Annotated in this window: 13 protein-coding genes, 2 tRNA genes and 1 pseudogene; 1 reads left to right on the top strand and 15 read right to left on the bottom strand. The window is 64.5% G+C overall.

Annotation, left to right across the window (positions count from 1 at the left end):
* Positions 1-2: 2 nt before the first annotated feature.
* From VE25_RS18330 to VE25_RS18310, 6 genes are all read right to left on the bottom strand, one after another.
* Positions 3-584: a NuoB/complex I 20 kDa subunit family protein gene (locus VE25_RS18330; RefSeq protein ID WP_046110108.1), complete on the bottom strand. Its 582-nt coding sequence runs from the start codon at positions 582-584 to the stop codon at positions 3-5.
* Positions 575-940: an NADH-quinone oxidoreductase subunit A gene (locus VE25_RS18325; protein ID WP_046110107.1), complete on the bottom strand. Its 366-nt coding sequence runs from the start codon at positions 938-940 to the stop codon at positions 575-577. Before VE25_RS18325 ends, VE25_RS18330 begins: the two co-directional genes overlap by 10 nt.
* A 391-nt stretch (positions 941-1,331) precedes the next feature.
* Positions 1,332-1,898 carry an outer membrane protein gene (locus VE25_RS18320; RefSeq protein ID WP_046110106.1) on the bottom strand — a complete coding sequence of 189 codons (567 nt, stop codon included), beginning with the start codon at positions 1,896-1,898 and terminating at the stop codon, positions 1,332-1,334.
* Positions 1,899-2,149: 251 nt separating this feature from the next.
* The gene (locus VE25_RS22055; RefSeq protein ID WP_052732079.1) at positions 2,150-2,704 is read right to left on the bottom strand and encodes an outer membrane protein; all 555 of its coding nucleotides are present in this window, start codon (positions 2,702-2,704) and stop codon (positions 2,150-2,152) included.
* A 190-nt stretch (positions 2,705-2,894) separates the two neighbouring features.
* Positions 2,895-3,512 carry an FMN reductase gene (gene msuE, locus VE25_RS18315; protein WP_046110105.1) on the bottom strand — a complete coding sequence of 206 codons (618 nt, stop codon included), beginning with the start codon at positions 3,510-3,512 and terminating at the stop codon, positions 2,895-2,897.
* A gap of 85 nt (positions 3,513-3,597) precedes the next feature.
* Positions 3,598-3,674, bottom strand: a tRNA-Asp gene (locus VE25_RS18310).
* A gap of 485 nt (positions 3,675-4,159) precedes the next feature.
* Here VE25_RS18310 and VE25_RS23550 point away from each other — a divergent pair.
* The gene (locus VE25_RS23550) at positions 4,160-6,670 is read left to right on the top strand and encodes an autotransporter family protein (RefSeq protein ID WP_152664674.1); all 2,511 of its coding nucleotides are present in this window, start codon (positions 4,160-4,162) and stop codon (positions 6,668-6,670) included.
* A 61-nt stretch (positions 6,671-6,731) separates the two neighbouring features.
* Here VE25_RS23550 and VE25_RS18300 read toward each other — a convergent pair.
* From VE25_RS18300 to VE25_RS18260, 9 genes and pseudogenes are all read right to left on the bottom strand, one after another.
* Positions 6,732-6,807: transfer RNA gene (locus tag VE25_RS18300), tRNA-Val, on the bottom strand.
* A gap of 233 nt (positions 6,808-7,040) precedes the next feature.
* On the bottom strand, positions 7,041-7,313 hold the full coding sequence (locus tag VE25_RS18295; protein WP_046110103.1) for an HU family DNA-binding protein: 273 nt from the start codon (positions 7,311-7,313) through the stop codon (positions 7,041-7,043).
* Between the two features lie 210 nt (positions 7,314-7,523).
* Positions 7,524-8,714, bottom strand: a pseudogene (tet, locus tag VE25_RS18290) (Tet(A)/Tet(B)/Tet(C) family tetracycline efflux MFS transporter); the annotation flags it as partial.
* A gap of 263 nt (positions 8,715-8,977) precedes the next feature.
* Complete coding sequence (gene lon, locus VE25_RS18285) at positions 8,978-11,404, bottom strand: endopeptidase La (protein WP_046110102.1); 2,427 nt, start codon at positions 11,402-11,404, stop codon at positions 8,978-8,980.
* A gap of 175 nt (positions 11,405-11,579) precedes the next feature.
* On the bottom strand, positions 11,580-12,569 hold the full coding sequence (locus tag VE25_RS18280) for a small ribosomal subunit Rsm22 family protein (protein ID WP_046110101.1): 990 nt from the start codon (positions 12,567-12,569) through the stop codon (positions 11,580-11,582).
* Between the two features lie 78 nt (positions 12,570-12,647).
* Entirely contained in the window at positions 12,648-13,925 is a 1,278-nt protein-coding gene (gene clpX / locus VE25_RS18275) for an ATP-dependent Clp protease ATP-binding subunit ClpX (RefSeq protein ID WP_046110100.1), read from the bottom strand.
* Positions 13,926-14,095: 170 nt separating this feature from the next.
* Complete coding sequence (locus tag VE25_RS18270; RefSeq protein ID WP_046110170.1) at positions 14,096-14,725, bottom strand: ATP-dependent Clp protease proteolytic subunit; 630 nt, start codon at positions 14,723-14,725, stop codon at positions 14,096-14,098.
* A 231-nt stretch (positions 14,726-14,956) separates the two neighbouring features.
* Complete coding sequence (locus VE25_RS18265; protein WP_046110099.1) at positions 14,957-15,205, bottom strand: hypothetical protein; 249 nt, start codon at positions 15,203-15,205, stop codon at positions 14,957-14,959.
* 65 nt (positions 15,206-15,270) lie between these two features.
* Positions 15,271-16,749, bottom strand: a complete 1,479-nt coding sequence (locus tag VE25_RS18260; protein WP_046110098.1) for an NAD(P)H-hydrate dehydratase — start codon at positions 16,747-16,749, stop codon at positions 15,271-15,273.
* Positions 16,750-16,907 lie beyond the last annotated feature (158 nt).

The raw sequence follows: 16,907 nt of genomic DNA, 5'->3' as shown, positions 1-16,907 counted from the left end.
GCCTATCTCTCGATGGTGCCGTCGCGGCGAATCTTCTTCTGCAACAGGAGGATGCCGTAAAGCAGAGCCTCAGCGGTCGGCGGGCAACCCGGCACGTAAATGTCCACCGGCAGCACGCGATCGCACCCGCGCACCACCGAATAGGAATAGTGGTAGTAGCCCCCGCCATTGGCGCAGCTGCCCATCGAGATGACATAGCGCGGCTCGGGCATCTGGTCGTAGACCTTGCGCAGCGCCGGCGCCATCTTGTTGGTGAGCGTGCCCGCAACGATCAGCACGTCCGACTGGCGCGGTGACGCGCGCGGAGCGGTGCCGAATCGCTCGATGTCGTAGCGCGGCATCGACATCTGCATCATCTCGACCGCGCAGCATGCCAGGCCCGTCTGCATCCACATGAGAGAGCCCGTGCGCGCCCAGGTGATGAGCTGCGAGACGGTGGTGACGAGGAATCCCTTGTCGGCAAGCTCGTCGCTGACACCGGTGAAGAACGGATCGTCTGCGCCGACAGCCTTGCCGGTACGCGGATCGAGTGCGCCGGTCGGACGCGGTGCAACCAGCACGCCGTTGTCCTGGCTCAATCCCATTCCAGAGCTCCTTTACGCCACTCGTAGATGAACCCGACCGTCAGCACGAGCAGGAAGATGATCATCGACCAGAAACCGAACCAGCCCACGTCGTGGAACGCCACCGCCCACGGAAAGAGGAATGCCACTTCCAGGTCGAAGATGATGAAGAGGATCGACACCAGATAGAATCGGACGTCCACCTTCATGCGTGCGTCGTCGAAGGCGTCGAAGCCCGCTTCGAACGCGGAAACCTTTTCCGGGTCGGGATTTTTGACGGCGACGAGGAAGGGGGCGACGAGAAGCGCCAAGCCAATGACGCCGGCCAGTCCTATGAAGACAGCGATCGGCAAATATTCGCTGAGCAGATCAGTCATGCGGCAGCCTGTGTTCCGTGCCGGCCGGGGCGGCCGGGTCGCGCGGGCGCACAGGCGATTGGGGCCCCCTGCACCGACGCGGTGTTGATGGGTAGGGCCTATACCTTCCCCGGCATCGTTTCAAGGGAAAGAAAATATGACCATAAACATCATCTATTGGAGATTCCACCACCCCTCGAACAGCGGCGGATGAGCATGCCGCGCCCCCTGCTGCAGGAGGGCCAGAGGCCACAGTAGGTCATCTGTCGGAAGGGTCCGAAAACGAAAAAGGCCCCGCGTTTGCGAGGCCTTTTGCAGCTCCAACAAAACGGCGAACCGTTGCCGGTTCGCCGAATTGAGAGCAAGACGTTGTCCGGACTATCAAGCCCGGGCAGCTTGACGTGTCGCCCGCTTAGAAGTGGTAGAACACGCCAACGGTCGCCTTGGCGGCGTCGAAGAAGTCGTCGTCCGAGACGAGCGGCAGGTTGCCGTCGTCGAAGTCGCCGATGCCGAGCACTTCGCCACGCAGCGAGATGTTCTGGGTGACGGCGAACTCGACGCCAGCACCGAGAGCATAGACCATTTCGCTCTCGTCGTTGGCGAAGATCGAGCCAACACCGCCAGCGGCGTAGACGAGGACCTGATCGGTCACGACGGCACCGACGCGGCCGAGAGCCAGGACGAGACCAGCGTCTTCGTCATTGCCCCAGATGTAGTCGGCCTGGATTTCGATACCGACGAGGATCGGGTCCATCGGGATGAAGTTGGCACCGACGACACCGCCGACAACGCCGTAGGTCTCGTCGTCATAGAAGAAGCCGCCGAGCTCGACGCCGGTGTAGAGACCTTCCCAGTTGAAAGCAGCAGGGGCGGTGTAGACCGGCTCGGGCGTGGTCGGCACGAAAAGATCGGCAGCCTGGGCTCCCGAGGCCATCAGCGCGGCAGCAGCAACGCCGAGGGTGAGCGAACGTACAAACATATCTTGCACTCCTAGTAGAGTTAACCGTAGTCGGACTGATAAATGCCTCAGCCCTCACCGACTGACAACCCCGTTCTACCCCAAATTGGGCAGTGCGGATAAGAATTGATGACCATTTGAGGGTGAGTGTTGCGCGAAGGTCGCGCTACTGGCCCAATTTGAGACACAATTGAATAAAATTGCGCGCTTCTGCGGGTTTGGGAGGGTTGCATATGGCGCGAATCCGTCCGAATCGCGCCAGTCCCCTGCCCCTAGAAATGGTAGCTCGCGCCGAGCGTGAACTGATTCCTGTCTTCCCCGTCGGACGTAGCCGGGAAGCCGTGAAGATATTGCGCACGGAACGAGACGCTGTCGTTGAGCATCAGCTCGACACCCGCCCCCATGAGATAGTCCTCGGCGTCCGGCGCGCCCAGATCGATGCCGTAGCCGCCGGCCGCGTAGATGGCGAGATCGTCGTTGACGATGAGTCCCGCCCGGCCGAGGATCTGTCCGTAGCTGCTCTCGCCGACGTCTCCGGCCACACCCTGCACGGTCACTTCCGCGCCCACAAGATAGAAGTCGAACGCGACGTTCACCCCCGCGCCCACCCCGAGGCCGTATTGCGTGCCCCTGTCGGCGCCCGTCTGCACGCCGGTGAAGATGCCGGCATAAAAGCCCGACCAGTCATAGCTCGGCACATCGTGGACGGGGACGGCCGCAACCGGAGCCGTCGAGGTCGACACGGTCAGGACATCGCTGGCGAGCGCGCCGCCCATGGTCAGGGCGGTGGCGAGAGCGGCCAGAACTGTCGTGCCGATCATGCGCATCGCGGTCCCTCTTGTCTCCGGTTCGGCGTACGACGCGCTGCGCGTCGTAAGACCGATCGGGTCCAAGTCCCTAGCCGATGTTCGCACAGGAAGCCGCCCCGCGCCAACATGGCAAATTCTCACAAGGTTATGAGGACGAAATTGGGAGCTCGGCGGGCCAAAACAAGGCGCGTGGCGCGCAGAGTGATTTCTAGCTCTTGAGCGGGATGACGCGGCCCGTCTGTTCCGCCGGTGTGTTGGCGCCCTCCCCACGCTGCCGGCGCGGGCCGACGGCGCGCGCCAGCTCCGCACATTGCACTGCCGCCGCCTCGACACGCGCGAGGATCGCCGGATCGGCAACCTCGTCATCCTGAAAGCTCGCGTCCTCCGCATAGATCGCGGTGGGAATGGTGAGCGCCGAGAAGAACCCGAACAGCGGCCGCATTTGATGCTCGACGACGAGGGAATGGCGCGGCCCGCCCCCCGTGGCCCCGATCACCACCGGACGGCCGATCAGCGCATCCATGTCGACGAAATCGAAGAGGTGCTTGAAGAGCCCGGTATAGGAACCCTTGTAGACCGGGCTGACCGCCACCAGGATATCCGCCTCCTCCACAGCCTCGACCACCGCGAGCGCCTCGGGCGTCAGTTGCTTGCGGGTGAGCGCCGCGCCGAGCCCGGGGCCGGCATCGAGCACATCGAGGTGCCTGTAGTCGGCATCGAGATGCGCCTGGATGCGGCGGGCGATGAGGGCCGCGAGATTGAGCGAGCGCGACGGACGGCGCGTATTGCCGGTGAAGGCGACGATCTTCTGGCGCGGAGCGATCATGGCTTCTAGTTAGGCCGCGGACGCGCACGCGACAAGTGCCGCGCGAAAACGCCGTCATCGTCTCATTATACAAGGAGAAGGATAATGGCGCGAGTGACGGGGCTCGAACCCGCGACCTCCGGCGTGACAGGCCGGCGCTCTAACCAACTGAGCTACACCCGCGCAAGGCAGGTCGTGCCTGCGAGGTGGCGTCCGTGTAACGAGCGCACGAACGCAAGTCAAGCGCTCTTGTCGGTCACCGGCGAGAACTTTTCACAGCCCTTTTGCAGGGCTTGCGAGGAACGCCCGGCGAGCGGGCGAATGCCTCCTTCGAGCCCATCCCGGTGTGGCAGAATTGCAAGTAGGACCTTGTAAAATATTCAGCATTTGAGGCCCAGCACTTGTGAGTTGGCGCAAGCGGCGTAGAATTCCCGAATTCTCAGTTAGTTAAAATACGTTTCTTTGCGGCGGAGGGCACGTTGATGAGGGCTAATCCTGAGCTTGGGATTCGGGCTGCGATCCTGACTGTTATTTCGGCCGGTGCACTGGCCGGAACATCTTCCCAGGCAATTGCGGCGTGCGTATTCGCGCCCACGGCGGGCGACGATGCTTATTTGTGCGACTCCGGTTCCGCCCCCGGCCTCAATGATCCTGGCGGCAACAACTCGTTGACGGTAGACGGCGGCAGCATCACGGGCCCCGTCAACTTCGGGGGTGGCGCGGACACCGTAATCGTCAGGTCCGGCACGACCGCCGCCATCCAGCAGGGCAGCGGCATCGACCACTACGACATGAGCGGGGGCACCGTCGAATCCCTGCAGCAGGGCGACGGCTACGACACCTTCATCATGACCGGCGGCACGATTACAGGCGCCTTCGTCGACGGCGACTTCGCCGAGCAATACGGCGGCACCATCGGCCGCGTCGACATGAAGCTCGCCGACAACTTCTACTATCTCTACGACGGACGGATCCTCGGCAACCTGGTCACCGGCTTCGGACTCGACACCATCGAGGTCTCCGGCGGCCAGATCGGCGGCAACATCAGCGTCAGCGGCGGCGACGATATCGTGCGGGTGTCCGGCGGCACCATCAACGGCGAGATCCGCATGAGCTTCGGCAACGACACCTTCGAGTGGTCGGGCGGAGCGATCTTCGACGACATCTTGATGGGCGCCGACTCGGACATCGCGCGGCTGACGGGTCTCGATGTGGCGACCCTCGCTGCCGCCGGCGCCATCGACGGCGGCGAAGGCGCGAGCACCGGCGCGCCGGCAGCCAGCGACCTTCTGGTCTTCGACGCCACGTCGGCCGGCACAGGCTCCCAATACATCAACTGGGAGACCGTCCAGCTCACCAACGGATCGATCTTCGAGCTCTCCGACACATTCGCGCTCGGCGACGCCACCAGCGGTGGCGGCATATTCGAGATCGATTCGTCGAGCTTCCTGCAAGCCAGCGGCGCGGCGGCGACGATAGCGTCGGCCGGCGGCGGCACCTCGACGGTCAACAATGCCGGCGTCATCCAGTTGAGCTCGGCCGGCTCACCCAACCCGACCGACAAGCTGACCATCGTCGGCAATTATCACGGCCTCAACGGTTCGCTGCTGCTCGACACTTATCTCGGGACCGATGGATCCGCCTCGGACATTCTCGAGATCTCCGGCGGCACGGCCACCGGCCTCACCGGCATCGGCGTCGTCAACGCCGGAGGGCCGGGCGCCGGCACCACCGGCAGCGGCATCCTCCTGGTGAACGTCGTCAACGGCGCAAGCACCGCGAGCAACGCGTTCGCGCTCGACCGGGCGGTCGCCGCCGGCGCCTACGAGTATCTGCTGTTCCGCGGCGGCGTGAATGCCGGCGAGGAGCAGAACTGGTATCTGCGCTCGCAACTGGTGCAGACGCCGGTGCCGCAGGCGCCGAGCGCCGCCCCGCCTCCGCCCGCTCCCGAAGCGCCGCCCGTCGAGGAAGGCGAAACACCGCAGGAGCCGACGCTGCCGCCGGCACCTGTAGACCCGGCGCCCGATCCGGAAGCGGAAAACCCGGTCGATCCGGCTCCCCCGGCGCCCGTCGATCCGGTCGATCCGGCGCCTCCGGGCCCCATTCCGCCGGACGCGCCTCCGCCTTCGATACCGATCGCCCCGCAGCCCGGCGTGCTGCAGGCCGTGGCGCCGACCAGCCAGGCCACCCTGCCCGACGAATCGCTGCTCCTGCCCGGTGGGGTCATCCCCCTCTACCGCATCGAAGCGGCCAACTACGCGGCCATCCAGCCCGCGGCCTATCTCCTCGCCATCGAGACGCTCTCGACCTTCCATGGCCGGCGCGGCGAGCAGGATTTCCTGACCGACGAGACCGAGCGCAAGCGCGCCTGGTTCCGCGCGCTCGGCAGCACAGGTGAAGTGGGCTGGACGGGTACCGTCGCCCCGACCTTCGATGGAAGCCTCGCCGGCTTCCAAGTCGGCGCAGACCTCCTGTCGTACGACCATGGCGATGCGGGCACCACCCAGGCCGGGCTCTTTGCCGGCTATTCGCACATGAGCGGGGACCTGCGCGGCTTCGCCCTCGGCTGGGCCGACTACGACACCGGCTCGATGGACCTGGGCGCCGCCAGCATAGGCGCCTATACCACCCACACCGGAATCGACAAGTGGTACGTCGACGCTGTCCTGATGGCTTCGCTCTATAATGGCGACGTCACCTCCACTCGCGGGGTCGGCATCGACATCGAGGGCTACGGGCTCCTCGCCTCGCTTGAGGCCGGATATCCGGTCGCCCTGGGCGGTGGCTGGGCCATCGAGCCGCAGGGACAGATCATCATCCAGCACAGCGATTTCGACGACAGCAGCGATCCGTTCGCCGAGATCAACTTCGATGCCACGACCACCCTCACCGGCCGCCTCGGCGCCCGTCTCTACAATCGCATCGAGACCGACGAGGGGTTCATCCAGCCCGAGCTGATGGCCAATCTCTGGCAGCAGCTCGGCGAGTTCACCGTCGATCTCGACAGCGATCGCCTCACCACCGATGGCGACGCGACCTATCTCGAGCTCGGCGGCGGCTTCAGCGGCAAGCTCAACGACGACGTGAGCTACTTCGCCAATGCCAGCTACTCGTTCGACATCGACGGCGCCGAACGCTCGGTCGGCGCCCTCAAGTTCGGGCTGCAGGTGAAGTGGTAGGATTGCAACTTCCGGGCAAGGTTCGCCGCTTCGCGCAAGCGGCGGGCCTGTCCGGAAGAGATGGTGGGCGATGACAGGCTCGAACTGCCGACATCCTCGGTGTAAGCGAGGTGCTCTACCAACTGAGCTAATCGCCCGCCAAAACCGGGACCACCGGCCCCGGACTGGAACGGCGCTCTGATTAGGCATTCGGCTTCGGCGCGTCAACACCTACTGCGTTTTTGGGCAGGCCCGAGTTCAACGCGAGCTCGGGCTGTTCCATTTTGCCGGGCGCGCTTTCCACATGCCGGATCCGATGCTGCCTTCAAAAACATCAAGGCCCCGGCGCAGGGCGCACGGGGCCAGAGACGTCAACCTAAGTCGGAAGCAATCAGTTGATCGCGTCCTTCAGGCCCTTGCCGGGCTTGAACTTGGCCTGATTGGAAGCCGGAATCTTGATCTCGGCGCCGGTCGCGGGATTGCGGCCGGTGGAGGCTTTGCGCTTGGAAACGGCGAAGGTGCCGAAACCCACGAGACGCACTTCATCGCCCCCCTTGAGGGCACCGGTGATGGCTTCGAACACTGCGTCAACAGCTTCGGCCGCCTGTGCCTTGGTAATCGTGGCCTTGTCGGCAACGACGCCAACCAGATCGTTCTTGTTCATAGCGTATCCTCACAGTGAAAGCCCGCCTACGGCGAACCCGAACGCGGAAACCCTTTGTCGATTCTGCGCGAAACGCAAGGATTTCCGGGCGTTTCAGGCCCGCTGGGCAGCGGAAAGCTGTTAATGAACGTCAAAATCCGCTCCGGCAAGGCGCAAATGGCGGTTTTTCCCGGAATTCCGGGCTTTCCCGCCATAGTTTCGCGACTCGCTACTCGGCGGCCGCCGAGCCGCCCCGCGGCGGATGCCGAGCATCAGCGGCAGGGCCAGCAGATAGACCCCGGCGCCCACGATCCAGATGAGGCCAGGCCATGTATCGCTCACCGCGAAATAGGCAAAGCTGAAGAACAGCGGCCCGAAGACGGCCGAGAGGCTGACGAGGCTTGCCAGCACCCCCTGGAGCTGCCCCTGCTTGTCGCTGCCGACCTGCCGGGTCGTATAGGATTGCAGAGCCGGCATGCCGATGCCGCCGAGCGCGAACAGCGGCGCCAGCGCGAAGAGCACCCAACCCTGCGTCGCCACCCCCAGGATGACGAGCGCCGTCAGCTCGAACGCCATGCCGACGACCAGCGCCCATCGCTCGCCGAGCCGGGCCACCGCCGGCCCGGTGAGGAACGCCTGCGCCCCCGCGTGGAAGACGCCGAACGAAGCCAGAGAGAGCCCGATCATCGTGCCGCTCCAGCCGAAGCTGTCCTCGCTGAACAGCGCCCAGATGGTGCCGTACATGGTGCCGACGAAGTTCATGATGACGAAGATCGCCATCAGCGGGATGAGCGCGGAAAAGGTCAGCGCCCACCTCAGCGGCTTGAACGGGTTGAGGGTATCGAAGTCGAACTTCGCCCCCGGTTGCCCCGGCCGCGATTCCGGCAGGACGAAGAACGCGAGCGCGAAGTTGATCGCGTTGAGGCATGCCGCCGCGATGAACGGCGCGCGCACCCAGAAGTCGCCGAGCACGCCCCCGAGCACCGGCCCGATGATGAAGCCGATACCGAACATGGCGTGAAAGAGCCCGAAGCGCCGCGCCCGCTCGTCCTCGCTCGAGATGTCGGTGATGTAAGCCGTCGCCACCGCCATGTTGGCGCTGGTGATGCCGGATATGGCTCGCCCGAGCACCAGCATCCAGAGTTCCGGCGCGAACGCCATCACCAGATAGTCGATCGCCGCGCCGGCAAGCGAGACCAAAAGCACTGGCCGTCGCCCGAACCGGTCGCTGAGCACCCCCAGCACCGGCGAGAACAGGAACTGGCATGCCGAATAGAGCGCCAGCATCACGCCGAGGACCGTCGCGGTCTCGCTGATGTGCCCGACTTCGCGCAGCAGCGCCGGCAGGATGGGGAAGATCAGCCCGATGCCGATGGCGTCGAGGGTCACGGCCGTCAGAATGACGAGGAGCGGCTTGTTCACGAAGTTTACTCCGATGCGTTAGGCCGCCATGGACACGACGTCGAAGGTCGTCTCCCCAATCTGACAGGCACATTGATGTAACCGCTTCACGCGCGCGTGACAAGAGAATGTGCCCGTTTTGTTCTGGTCAGCCGGAAGGATCTCCAATGTCCTTATGACGAGCAGCGCTGACAGATTTCGACAGGAGTTTTGCCGCGAAAATGAAAATGGCGGCCCGAGGGGGCCGCCATTTACTTTTCGGATACCGGTGGTGACGGTGACCCTTAGTGGGTGAGCCCCGCGGTCGCGTCCTCGGTCGCCTCGACGCTGCTGGTCACCGCCGGCTTCTCGTCGAAGTTCCACTCGATCGGCTCGGGCTGGCGCACCAGCGCGTGCTTGATGACCTCGTCCATGCGGCTGACAGGAACGATCTCCATGCCTTCCTTGACGATGTCGGGGATCTCGGAAAGATCGCGCACGTTCTCTTCCGGGATCAGCACGGTCTTGATGCCGCCGCGCAGCGCCGCCAGCAGCTTCTCCTTGAGGCCGCCGATGGGCAGCACCCTGCCCCGCAACGTGATCTCGCCGGTCATGGCGACATCGTTGCGCACGGGAATGCCGGTCATCACCGAGATGATGGCGGTGGCCATGGCGATGCCCGCCGAAGGACCGTCCTTGGGCGTCGCTCCTTCCGGCACGTGGACGTGAATGTCGCGCGTGTCGAACATGGGCGGCTTGATGCCGAAGTCGATCGAGCGCGAGCGGACATAAGCCATCGCCGCGGTGATCGATTCCTTCATCACCTCCTTGAGGTTGCCGGTGACGCCCATGCGGCCCTTGCCGGGGGTCATCACGCCCTCGATGGTGAGAAGCTCGCCGCCGACCGAGGTCCAGGCGAGGCCCGTCACCAGGCCGACCTGCGATTCCGCCTCGATCTCGCCGTGCTTGAAGATGGCCGGACCCAGGTACTTGGCCAGCCGCTCGTCGTCGATCTCGATCTTGTCGACCTTGGTCTTCATGATCTCGGCGACGGCCTTGCGCATCAACTTGGCGATCTCGCGCTTGAGGTTACGCACGCCCGCCTCGCGGGTGTATTGCTGGATGACCTTGGTCAGCATCTCGTTGGAGAGCACGAACTCCTTGGCGTCGAGACCGTTCTCGGCCAGCGTCTCGGGGATCAGGTGCTGCAGGGCGATCTCGCGCTTTTCCTCCTCGGTGTAGCCGGAGAGGCGGATGATCTCCATGCGGTCCATGAGCGGCCCGGGGATGTTCAGCGTGTTCGAGGTCGTCACGAACATCACGTCCGAAAGGTCGTAGTCGACCTCCAGGTAGTGATCGTTGAACGTGTGATTCTGCTCGGGATCGAGCACCTCGAGCAGCGCCGACGACGGATCGCCGCGGAAGTCCTGGCCCATCTTGTCGATCTCGTCCAAGAGGAACAGCGGGTTGGACTTGCCGGCCTTCTTCAGCGACTGGATCACCTTGCCCGGCATGGAGCCGATATAGGTGCGCCGGTGGCCGCGGATTTCGGCCTCGTCACGCACGCCGCCGAGCGCCATGCGCACGAACTCGCGTCCGGTCGCCTTGGCGATCGACTTGCCCAGCGAGGTCTTGCCGACGCCCGGAGGACCCACGAGGCAGAGGATCGGCCCCTTGAGCTTACCCGTGCGGCTCTGCACCGCCAGGTACTCGAGGATACGTTCCTTGACCTTCTCCAGCCCGTAGTGGTCGGCGTCGAGCACCTTCTCGGCATGATCGAGGTCGCGCTTGACCTTGGACTTCTTGCCCCAGGGCAGGCCGAGCAGCGTGTCGAGGTAGTTGCGCACGACCGTGGCTTCCGCCGACATCGGGCTCATGGCGCGCAGCTTCTTGAGCTCGCCCTCGGCCTTCAGCCGGGCCTCCTTGGAAAGCTTGGTGCGCTTGATGCGCTCCTCGAGCTCGGCGACCTCGTTGGATTCCTCGCCGTCGCCCAGCTCGCGCTGAATGGCCTTCATCTGCTCGTTGAGGTAGTACTCGCGTTGCGTCTTCTCCATCTGCCGCTTGACGCGGCTGCGGATGCGCTTTTCCACCTGCAGCACGCCGATCTCGCCCTCCATGAGGCCCAGGATCTTGGTGAAGCGGTCGGCGAGCGACACGGTCGAGAGCAGGTCCTCCTTCTCGCTGATCTTGACCACCAGGTGGCTGGCGATGGTGTCGGCGAGCTTGGAGTGGTTGTCGATCTGCTGGACGGCAGCGACGACCTCGGCCGAGATCTTCTTGTTGAGCTTGACGTAGTTTTCGAACTCCGTCTGGGCCGAGCGCGCCAGCGCCTCGATCTCGACGGGGTCATGCTCGGGCTCGGCGAGGGTCGTCGCCTCGGCCTCGAAGTACTCGTCCGTCTGCAGGTACCGATCGATGGTCGCGCGGTTGAGGCCTTCGACCAACACCTTCACGGTCCCGTCCGGGAGCTTGAGCAGCTGCAGGACGGTGGCGATGGTGCCGGTCGCGTAAATGTCCTGGGGCGCCGGATCGTCGTCCTGCGCGTTCTTCTGGGTAACGACGAGAATGTGCTTGTCGTCGCGCATGACTTCTTCAAGCGCTTTGACCGACTTCTCTCGACCGACGAACAGCGGCACGATCATACCGGGGAACACGACGATGTCGCGCAACGGCAAGACCGGGTAAACCCGGTCCCGGCTGAACTCTCCGCCGGTCAGATTGGTTTCCGACATCTCTTATCCTTTCCGGGCGCCAGGGGGGAGGATTTCGATGGTGCGCCCGTTATAGGGCCCGATAAATCAACAAGGGGGCCCGATTCCGGTTAATAAATAGGTTCGCCTATGCTCCCCGCAAGTCAACTCCCGCCGGAATTTCGTGAACAGTGCGGTTAATGCCCATGCGCTCAGCTCACACCTGTGGTTCGACCGCACGATCGCCCCACTCGAGCTTCCTGGCCTTCTTGAAGGCCTCGCCCTCGCGCTTCAGCACTCGTTGGTGAGCAAGCCTCGTTGCGGTGCAAAGTTCCGTATCGATTGAAAATTTCGTCGCAGCAGGTGGCTTGATGACCCGGCTCCACCCGCCCTCTCCAGCAAGGGGCGGGCGCGCAGCGACGATATAGCTGAACTTCTCGTCCTCATAGCCGAGCCTTGCGTTCTTCAACGTCTGGTGATCGCGGCTGCGCGCCAGCCTGACGGAGAAATGGCACCAATCGTCCCCGGTCAGCGGGCAGTCATCGGCATGTGGACACGGCGCCACGATTCGCGCACCGGCGGCGACCAGCGCCTTCCGCGCCTGCATCAGCCGCTGATAGTCGCGCGGCCGTCCCGGCTCGACGATGACGAGGACGCCTTCGGTTTGCTTCCAGAGGTCGAGCGCGAGCGGCACAACCCGCTCGTCCGGGAGCTCGGTCAGCGCATAGCCGAGCGTTACGAGATCGTAGCGGGATTCCGACAGCGGCAGCGCCGTCAGCTCGCCGCGCACCGCTCGTGCGGCGCGCAATGCCGGAAAGCTGCTACCCGCCGCCAGCGCCTCGGCGAGCGAGAGAAACCGCTGGTTATGGTCGAGCATGGTAATGTCGGCGAGTTCGGGCCAGATCTCGCATGCCGCCCAGCTCGCCGTTCCCGGCCCTGCCCCGGCATCGAGCAGCGTCTCGGGTGCAAACCCGCCAATCAGCTCGCGCGCCTCGGCAAGTGCGTAGGAAACCGCCGCGTAGGTCGCCGGCATTCGACTCAGCGCATAGGCGAGCGCATCCTCGTCCGCCGCGACGTGCCGAGCTGAGGGGACACGCTCCCGGTACTGCGCCGAGATATGCCCCGACCGCTCGGCCAGACCGCGACGCGACCGGCCGGCCGTGAACGCGCGCAGCGCCAGCTTCAGCTCCTCGGGAAGTTCGGCCAAGTATGCGGCTCCGTTACAAACGAAACCGGAGAGTGCAGGCGCACCCCCCGGCCAATCTCTGTCGGCAATGAGGTTCGATCAGGCGCCGGCCTGAACGTCTTCCTTCTTGCGCTCGGAGTAAATGTAGAGCGGACGGGCGTCCTTGCCGTTCACCACTTCCTCCGAGATCACCACTTCCTCGACGCCTTCGAGCGAAGGCAGGTCGTACATGGTGTCGAGCAGGATGCCCTCGAGGATCGAACGCAGGCCGCGCGCGCCGGTCTTGCGCTCGATGGCCTTCTGGGCGATGGCCTTCAAGGCATCCTCGTGGAAGGTCAGTTCCACGTCTTCCATCTGGAAGAGGCGCTGGTACTGACGCACCAGGGCGTTCTTGGGGGCCGTCAGGATTTCGATGAGCGCCCCGATGTCGAGGTCCTCGAGCGTCGCCAGGATCGGCAGGCGCCCGATGAACTCGGGGATGAGACCGAACTTGACCAGATCCTCGGGCGCCACATCGGCGAGGATCTCGCCGACACGCCGGTCCTGCGGGTCCTTGACCACGGCCGAGAAACCGATGGAGGAGCCTTCGCCGCGCGCCGCGATGATCTTCTCGAGACCAGCGAACGCGCCGCCGCAGATGAAGAGGATGTTGGTCGTGTCGACCTGCAGGAATTCCTGCTGCGGATGCTTGCGCCCGCCCTGCGGCGGCACGGAGGCGACGGTGCCTTCCATGATCTTCAGGAGCGCCTGCTGCACACCCTCGCCCGAGACGTCGCGGGTGATCGACGGATTGTCGGACTTGCGGCTGATCTTGTCGACCTCGTCGATGTAGACGATGCCGCGCTGAGCCTTCTCGACATTGTAGTCGGCAGACTGCAGGAGCTTGAGGATGATGTTCTCCACGTCCTCGCCGACATAGCCGGCTTCGGTGAGCGTGGTGGCGTCCGCCATCGTGAACGGCACGTCGAGGATACGCGCGAGGGTCTGCGCCAGCAGCGTCTTGCCCGAGCCGGTCGGCCCGATCAGCAGGATGTTGGACTTGGAGAGTTCGACGTCCTGGTTCTTGGAGGCGTGGTGCAGGCGCTTATAGTGGTTGTGGACGGCAACGGAGAGCACGCGCTTGGCGCGGCCCTGGCCGATGACGTAGTCGTCGAGCACCTTGCAGATGTCGGCGGGGGTGGGCACGCCGTCGGAGGACTTGACCATCGAGGTCTTGTTCTCTTCGCGGATGATGTCCATGCACAGCTCGACGCACTCATCGCAGATGAATACGGTCGGGCCGGCGATAAGCTTGCGGACCTCGTGCTGTGACTTGCCGCAGAACGAGCAGTACAGCGTATTCTTCGAGGACTCGCCGTTCGTTGTGTCCTTGGACATCCTGTTACTCCCGGAGGCGGGGCGCCTCCCAAATCGGGCATTAACGCATAGGCTAACGCTCGAGGCCTAAAGAAAGTCTAAGCCGAACCGACCTTAGCGGTCGATCCGGCCCGGTGCAATTACACCATTGTCACAGTTGCTGTGCACTGTGGATTGTGCGGAACCTTCACCTAAGCGCTTGCTTCGGGAACGGCCCGCTTCTCGTAGACGCTGTCGATGAGCCCGAAGGTCTTGGCTTCCTCGGGGCTCATGAAACGGTCGCGCTCGAGGGCGGATTCGATCTCTTCGTAGGTGCGGCCGGAATGCTTCTCGTAGATTTGATTGAGCCGGCGCTTCAATCCTTCCACTTCCTTGGCGTGAATCAGGATGTCGGTCACCTGGCCCTGGTAGCCGCCCGAGGGCTGATGGACCATGATGCGCGCGTTGGGCAGCGCGGCGCGCATATCCTTCTCGCCGGCCGTCAGCAGCAGCGATCCCATCGAGGCCGCCTGCCCCATGCACATGGTGGCCACCGGCGGACGGATGAACTGCATGGTGTCGTAGATGGAGAGCCCTGCCGTCACCACGCCGCCCGGCGAGTTGATGTACATGGCGATTTCCTTCTTCGGGTTCTCCGATTCAAGGAAAAGCAGCTGCGCCACGATCAGCGAGGCCATGTTGTCCTCGACGACGCCGGTCACGAAGATGATGCGCTCACGCAGCAGGCGCGAATAGATGTCGAAGGCGCGCTCGCCCCGATTGGACTGCTCGACCACCATGGGAACGAGCGTATTCATGTAAAGATCGACAGGATCTTTCATATTGTTCTGATGCCCCTTTTTCCGCTCCTCGGTTCCGGGAGCGGTCATCTCGGTTTCGGCACGACCTTCCTCCGGAAGCCGGACATCCAATCCCCGGGAGTCGTGCCTTGGAAGTCAATCGGCGCGACTGGCCGACCGCAGACGAAGCCGCATGAAACGCGCGGTAAAGCGACACATAGGCGGCATTGTGGCGCGGTTCAATAGCCGACCACCGCCACGTTCGATCAAGGTTTATGCGGTTTGCTCGCCGGACGCGGCAAAGCTCACCGCGATACCCCGCTTCTTGAAATAGGCCTGCATGGTCTTGCGGCCCTGGCGGTTGTTCTGGGCCAGCCGCCCCGGCTCGAACACGGCCTCCTTCACCCCCTCGCGCCCCATCGCCGCCTTCAATGCGGCGATATGGATATCGAGGTCCCGGTTGTCGTCCTTGAGGGAGGCGTAGATGTTCTCGATCGCCTGATCGAACGTGAGATCTGCCATGGCATATTCCTTGATCGTTGCAGGTCTTGGTCCTACCGATTTTCGTGGGTAGGGCAAGCCAGCTCCTACACCGCCAGCTCGCCCAGCACGTCGGGCACGAGGTCCGGCAGGTCCTCGCTGATGAGCCCGGGCCCGCCGAAGAGCTGCGCGGCCTGCCCATGGACCCATGTCGCGGCGCTGGCAGCCTCGAAGCCGCCCATGCCCTGCGCCAGGAACCCGGCGATGATGCCGGCCAGCACGTCGCCTGCGCCGGCCGTGCCCAGATAGTGCGGCGCGTTGGCGTTGATGGCGACGCGCCCGTCCGGATGGGCGATCACCGTGTCGCTGCCCTTGAGAAGCACCACCGCCCCCGCCTTCAGCGCCGCCGCCCAGGCACGGTCGGGCTTGGAGCCTTCGAGATCGAAGAGCCGTGCGAACTCGCCCTCGTGCGGTGTCAGCACCACCGGCCGTTGCCGGGCCTCTATCGCCGAGAACAGCGTCTGCGGATCGTCCTTGAAGCTCGTCAGCGCATCCGCATCGAGCACCGCGGCCGCCCCCGAAGCGAGCACGGCCAGCGTCATGGCCCGCGTCTCTTCGCCAACCCCGATGGCCGGTCCGATCACGACCGAGTTGAGCCGGGTGTCTTCGAGCAGGGCGGCAAGGCTCGCGGCATCGCCGGCCTCGCGGAGCATGATCGAGGTGACGTGCGCCGCATGGACCAGCAGCCCTTCGCGGCCGCCTGCCAGCGACACCAGTCCCGCGCCCGAACGCAGCGCCGCCGCCGCCGCCAGCCGCGCGGCCCCTGTGTGCAGCGCATCGCCCGAGACGATGACACAGTGCCCCCTGTCGTATTTGTGCGCACCGGCCTGCACCTTTGGAAGGACCCAGACCCCCGGCCCGTTCTCCCAGGTCTGCGGCGCGATCTCGCCGATCACCGCATCCGGAATACCGATATCCGCAAGGACCAACTCGCCGCAGAGCTCCCGTCCGGGCAGCAGCAGGTGCCCGGGCTTCTTGCGAAAGAACGTCACCGTCAGCGCCGCCTCGAGGGCGATGCCGCGCACCTGTCCCGTCGCCCCGTCGATTCCGCTCGGCACGTCGATGCTGATCACGGGCTTGCCGGCGGCGTTGACGGCCTCGATCAGCTCGGCGAACTCACCCTCGACGTCCCGGTCGAGCCCTGCCCCGAGCAGGGCGTCGATGACGAGGTCGGCGTCCTCCAGGTCCTCGGCCAGTTGCGGTCGTTCGGCCCGCCCACCCCACGCGGCGGCGGCCGTTGCGGCATCCCCGCTCAGCGCCGCGCGATCGCCCAGCAGCCGCACCTGCACCGGCCAGCCGCGCTCCTTGAGGACGCGCGCGGCAACGAACCCGTCGCCGCCGTTGTTCCCCGGCCCGCACAGCACCAGCACCGAGCGCTGGTAGTACCGCTCGACGATCGTATCGGCGACGGCAAGCCCTGCCGTCTCCATCAACCTTATGGACGGCACACCCGCCTCGACCGCCAGGCGGTCCGCCTGGCCCATTTCCTGGGGGGTGAGCAGCTCTCTTGCATAAGTATCGGTCATACGAACGCTAACCCAATTTCCTTTGACCTGAGCGATGAACGCACGCTTCAGCTCGTTGTAGCCGGCCCTGCTCGCAGGCGCCCCGGCGGTCGCCCGCTCCTGCTCCAGCGCGGACAATAAAGCCTCGTCACGGCAACAAAAAGGGCCGCCCGTTGCCG

This window comes from Devosia geojensis (assembly GCF_000969415.1).
Lineage (GTDB): Bacteria > Pseudomonadota > Alphaproteobacteria > Rhizobiales > Devosiaceae > Devosia > Devosia geojensis.
This window is presented reverse-complemented; position numbering and strand designations above follow the sequence as displayed.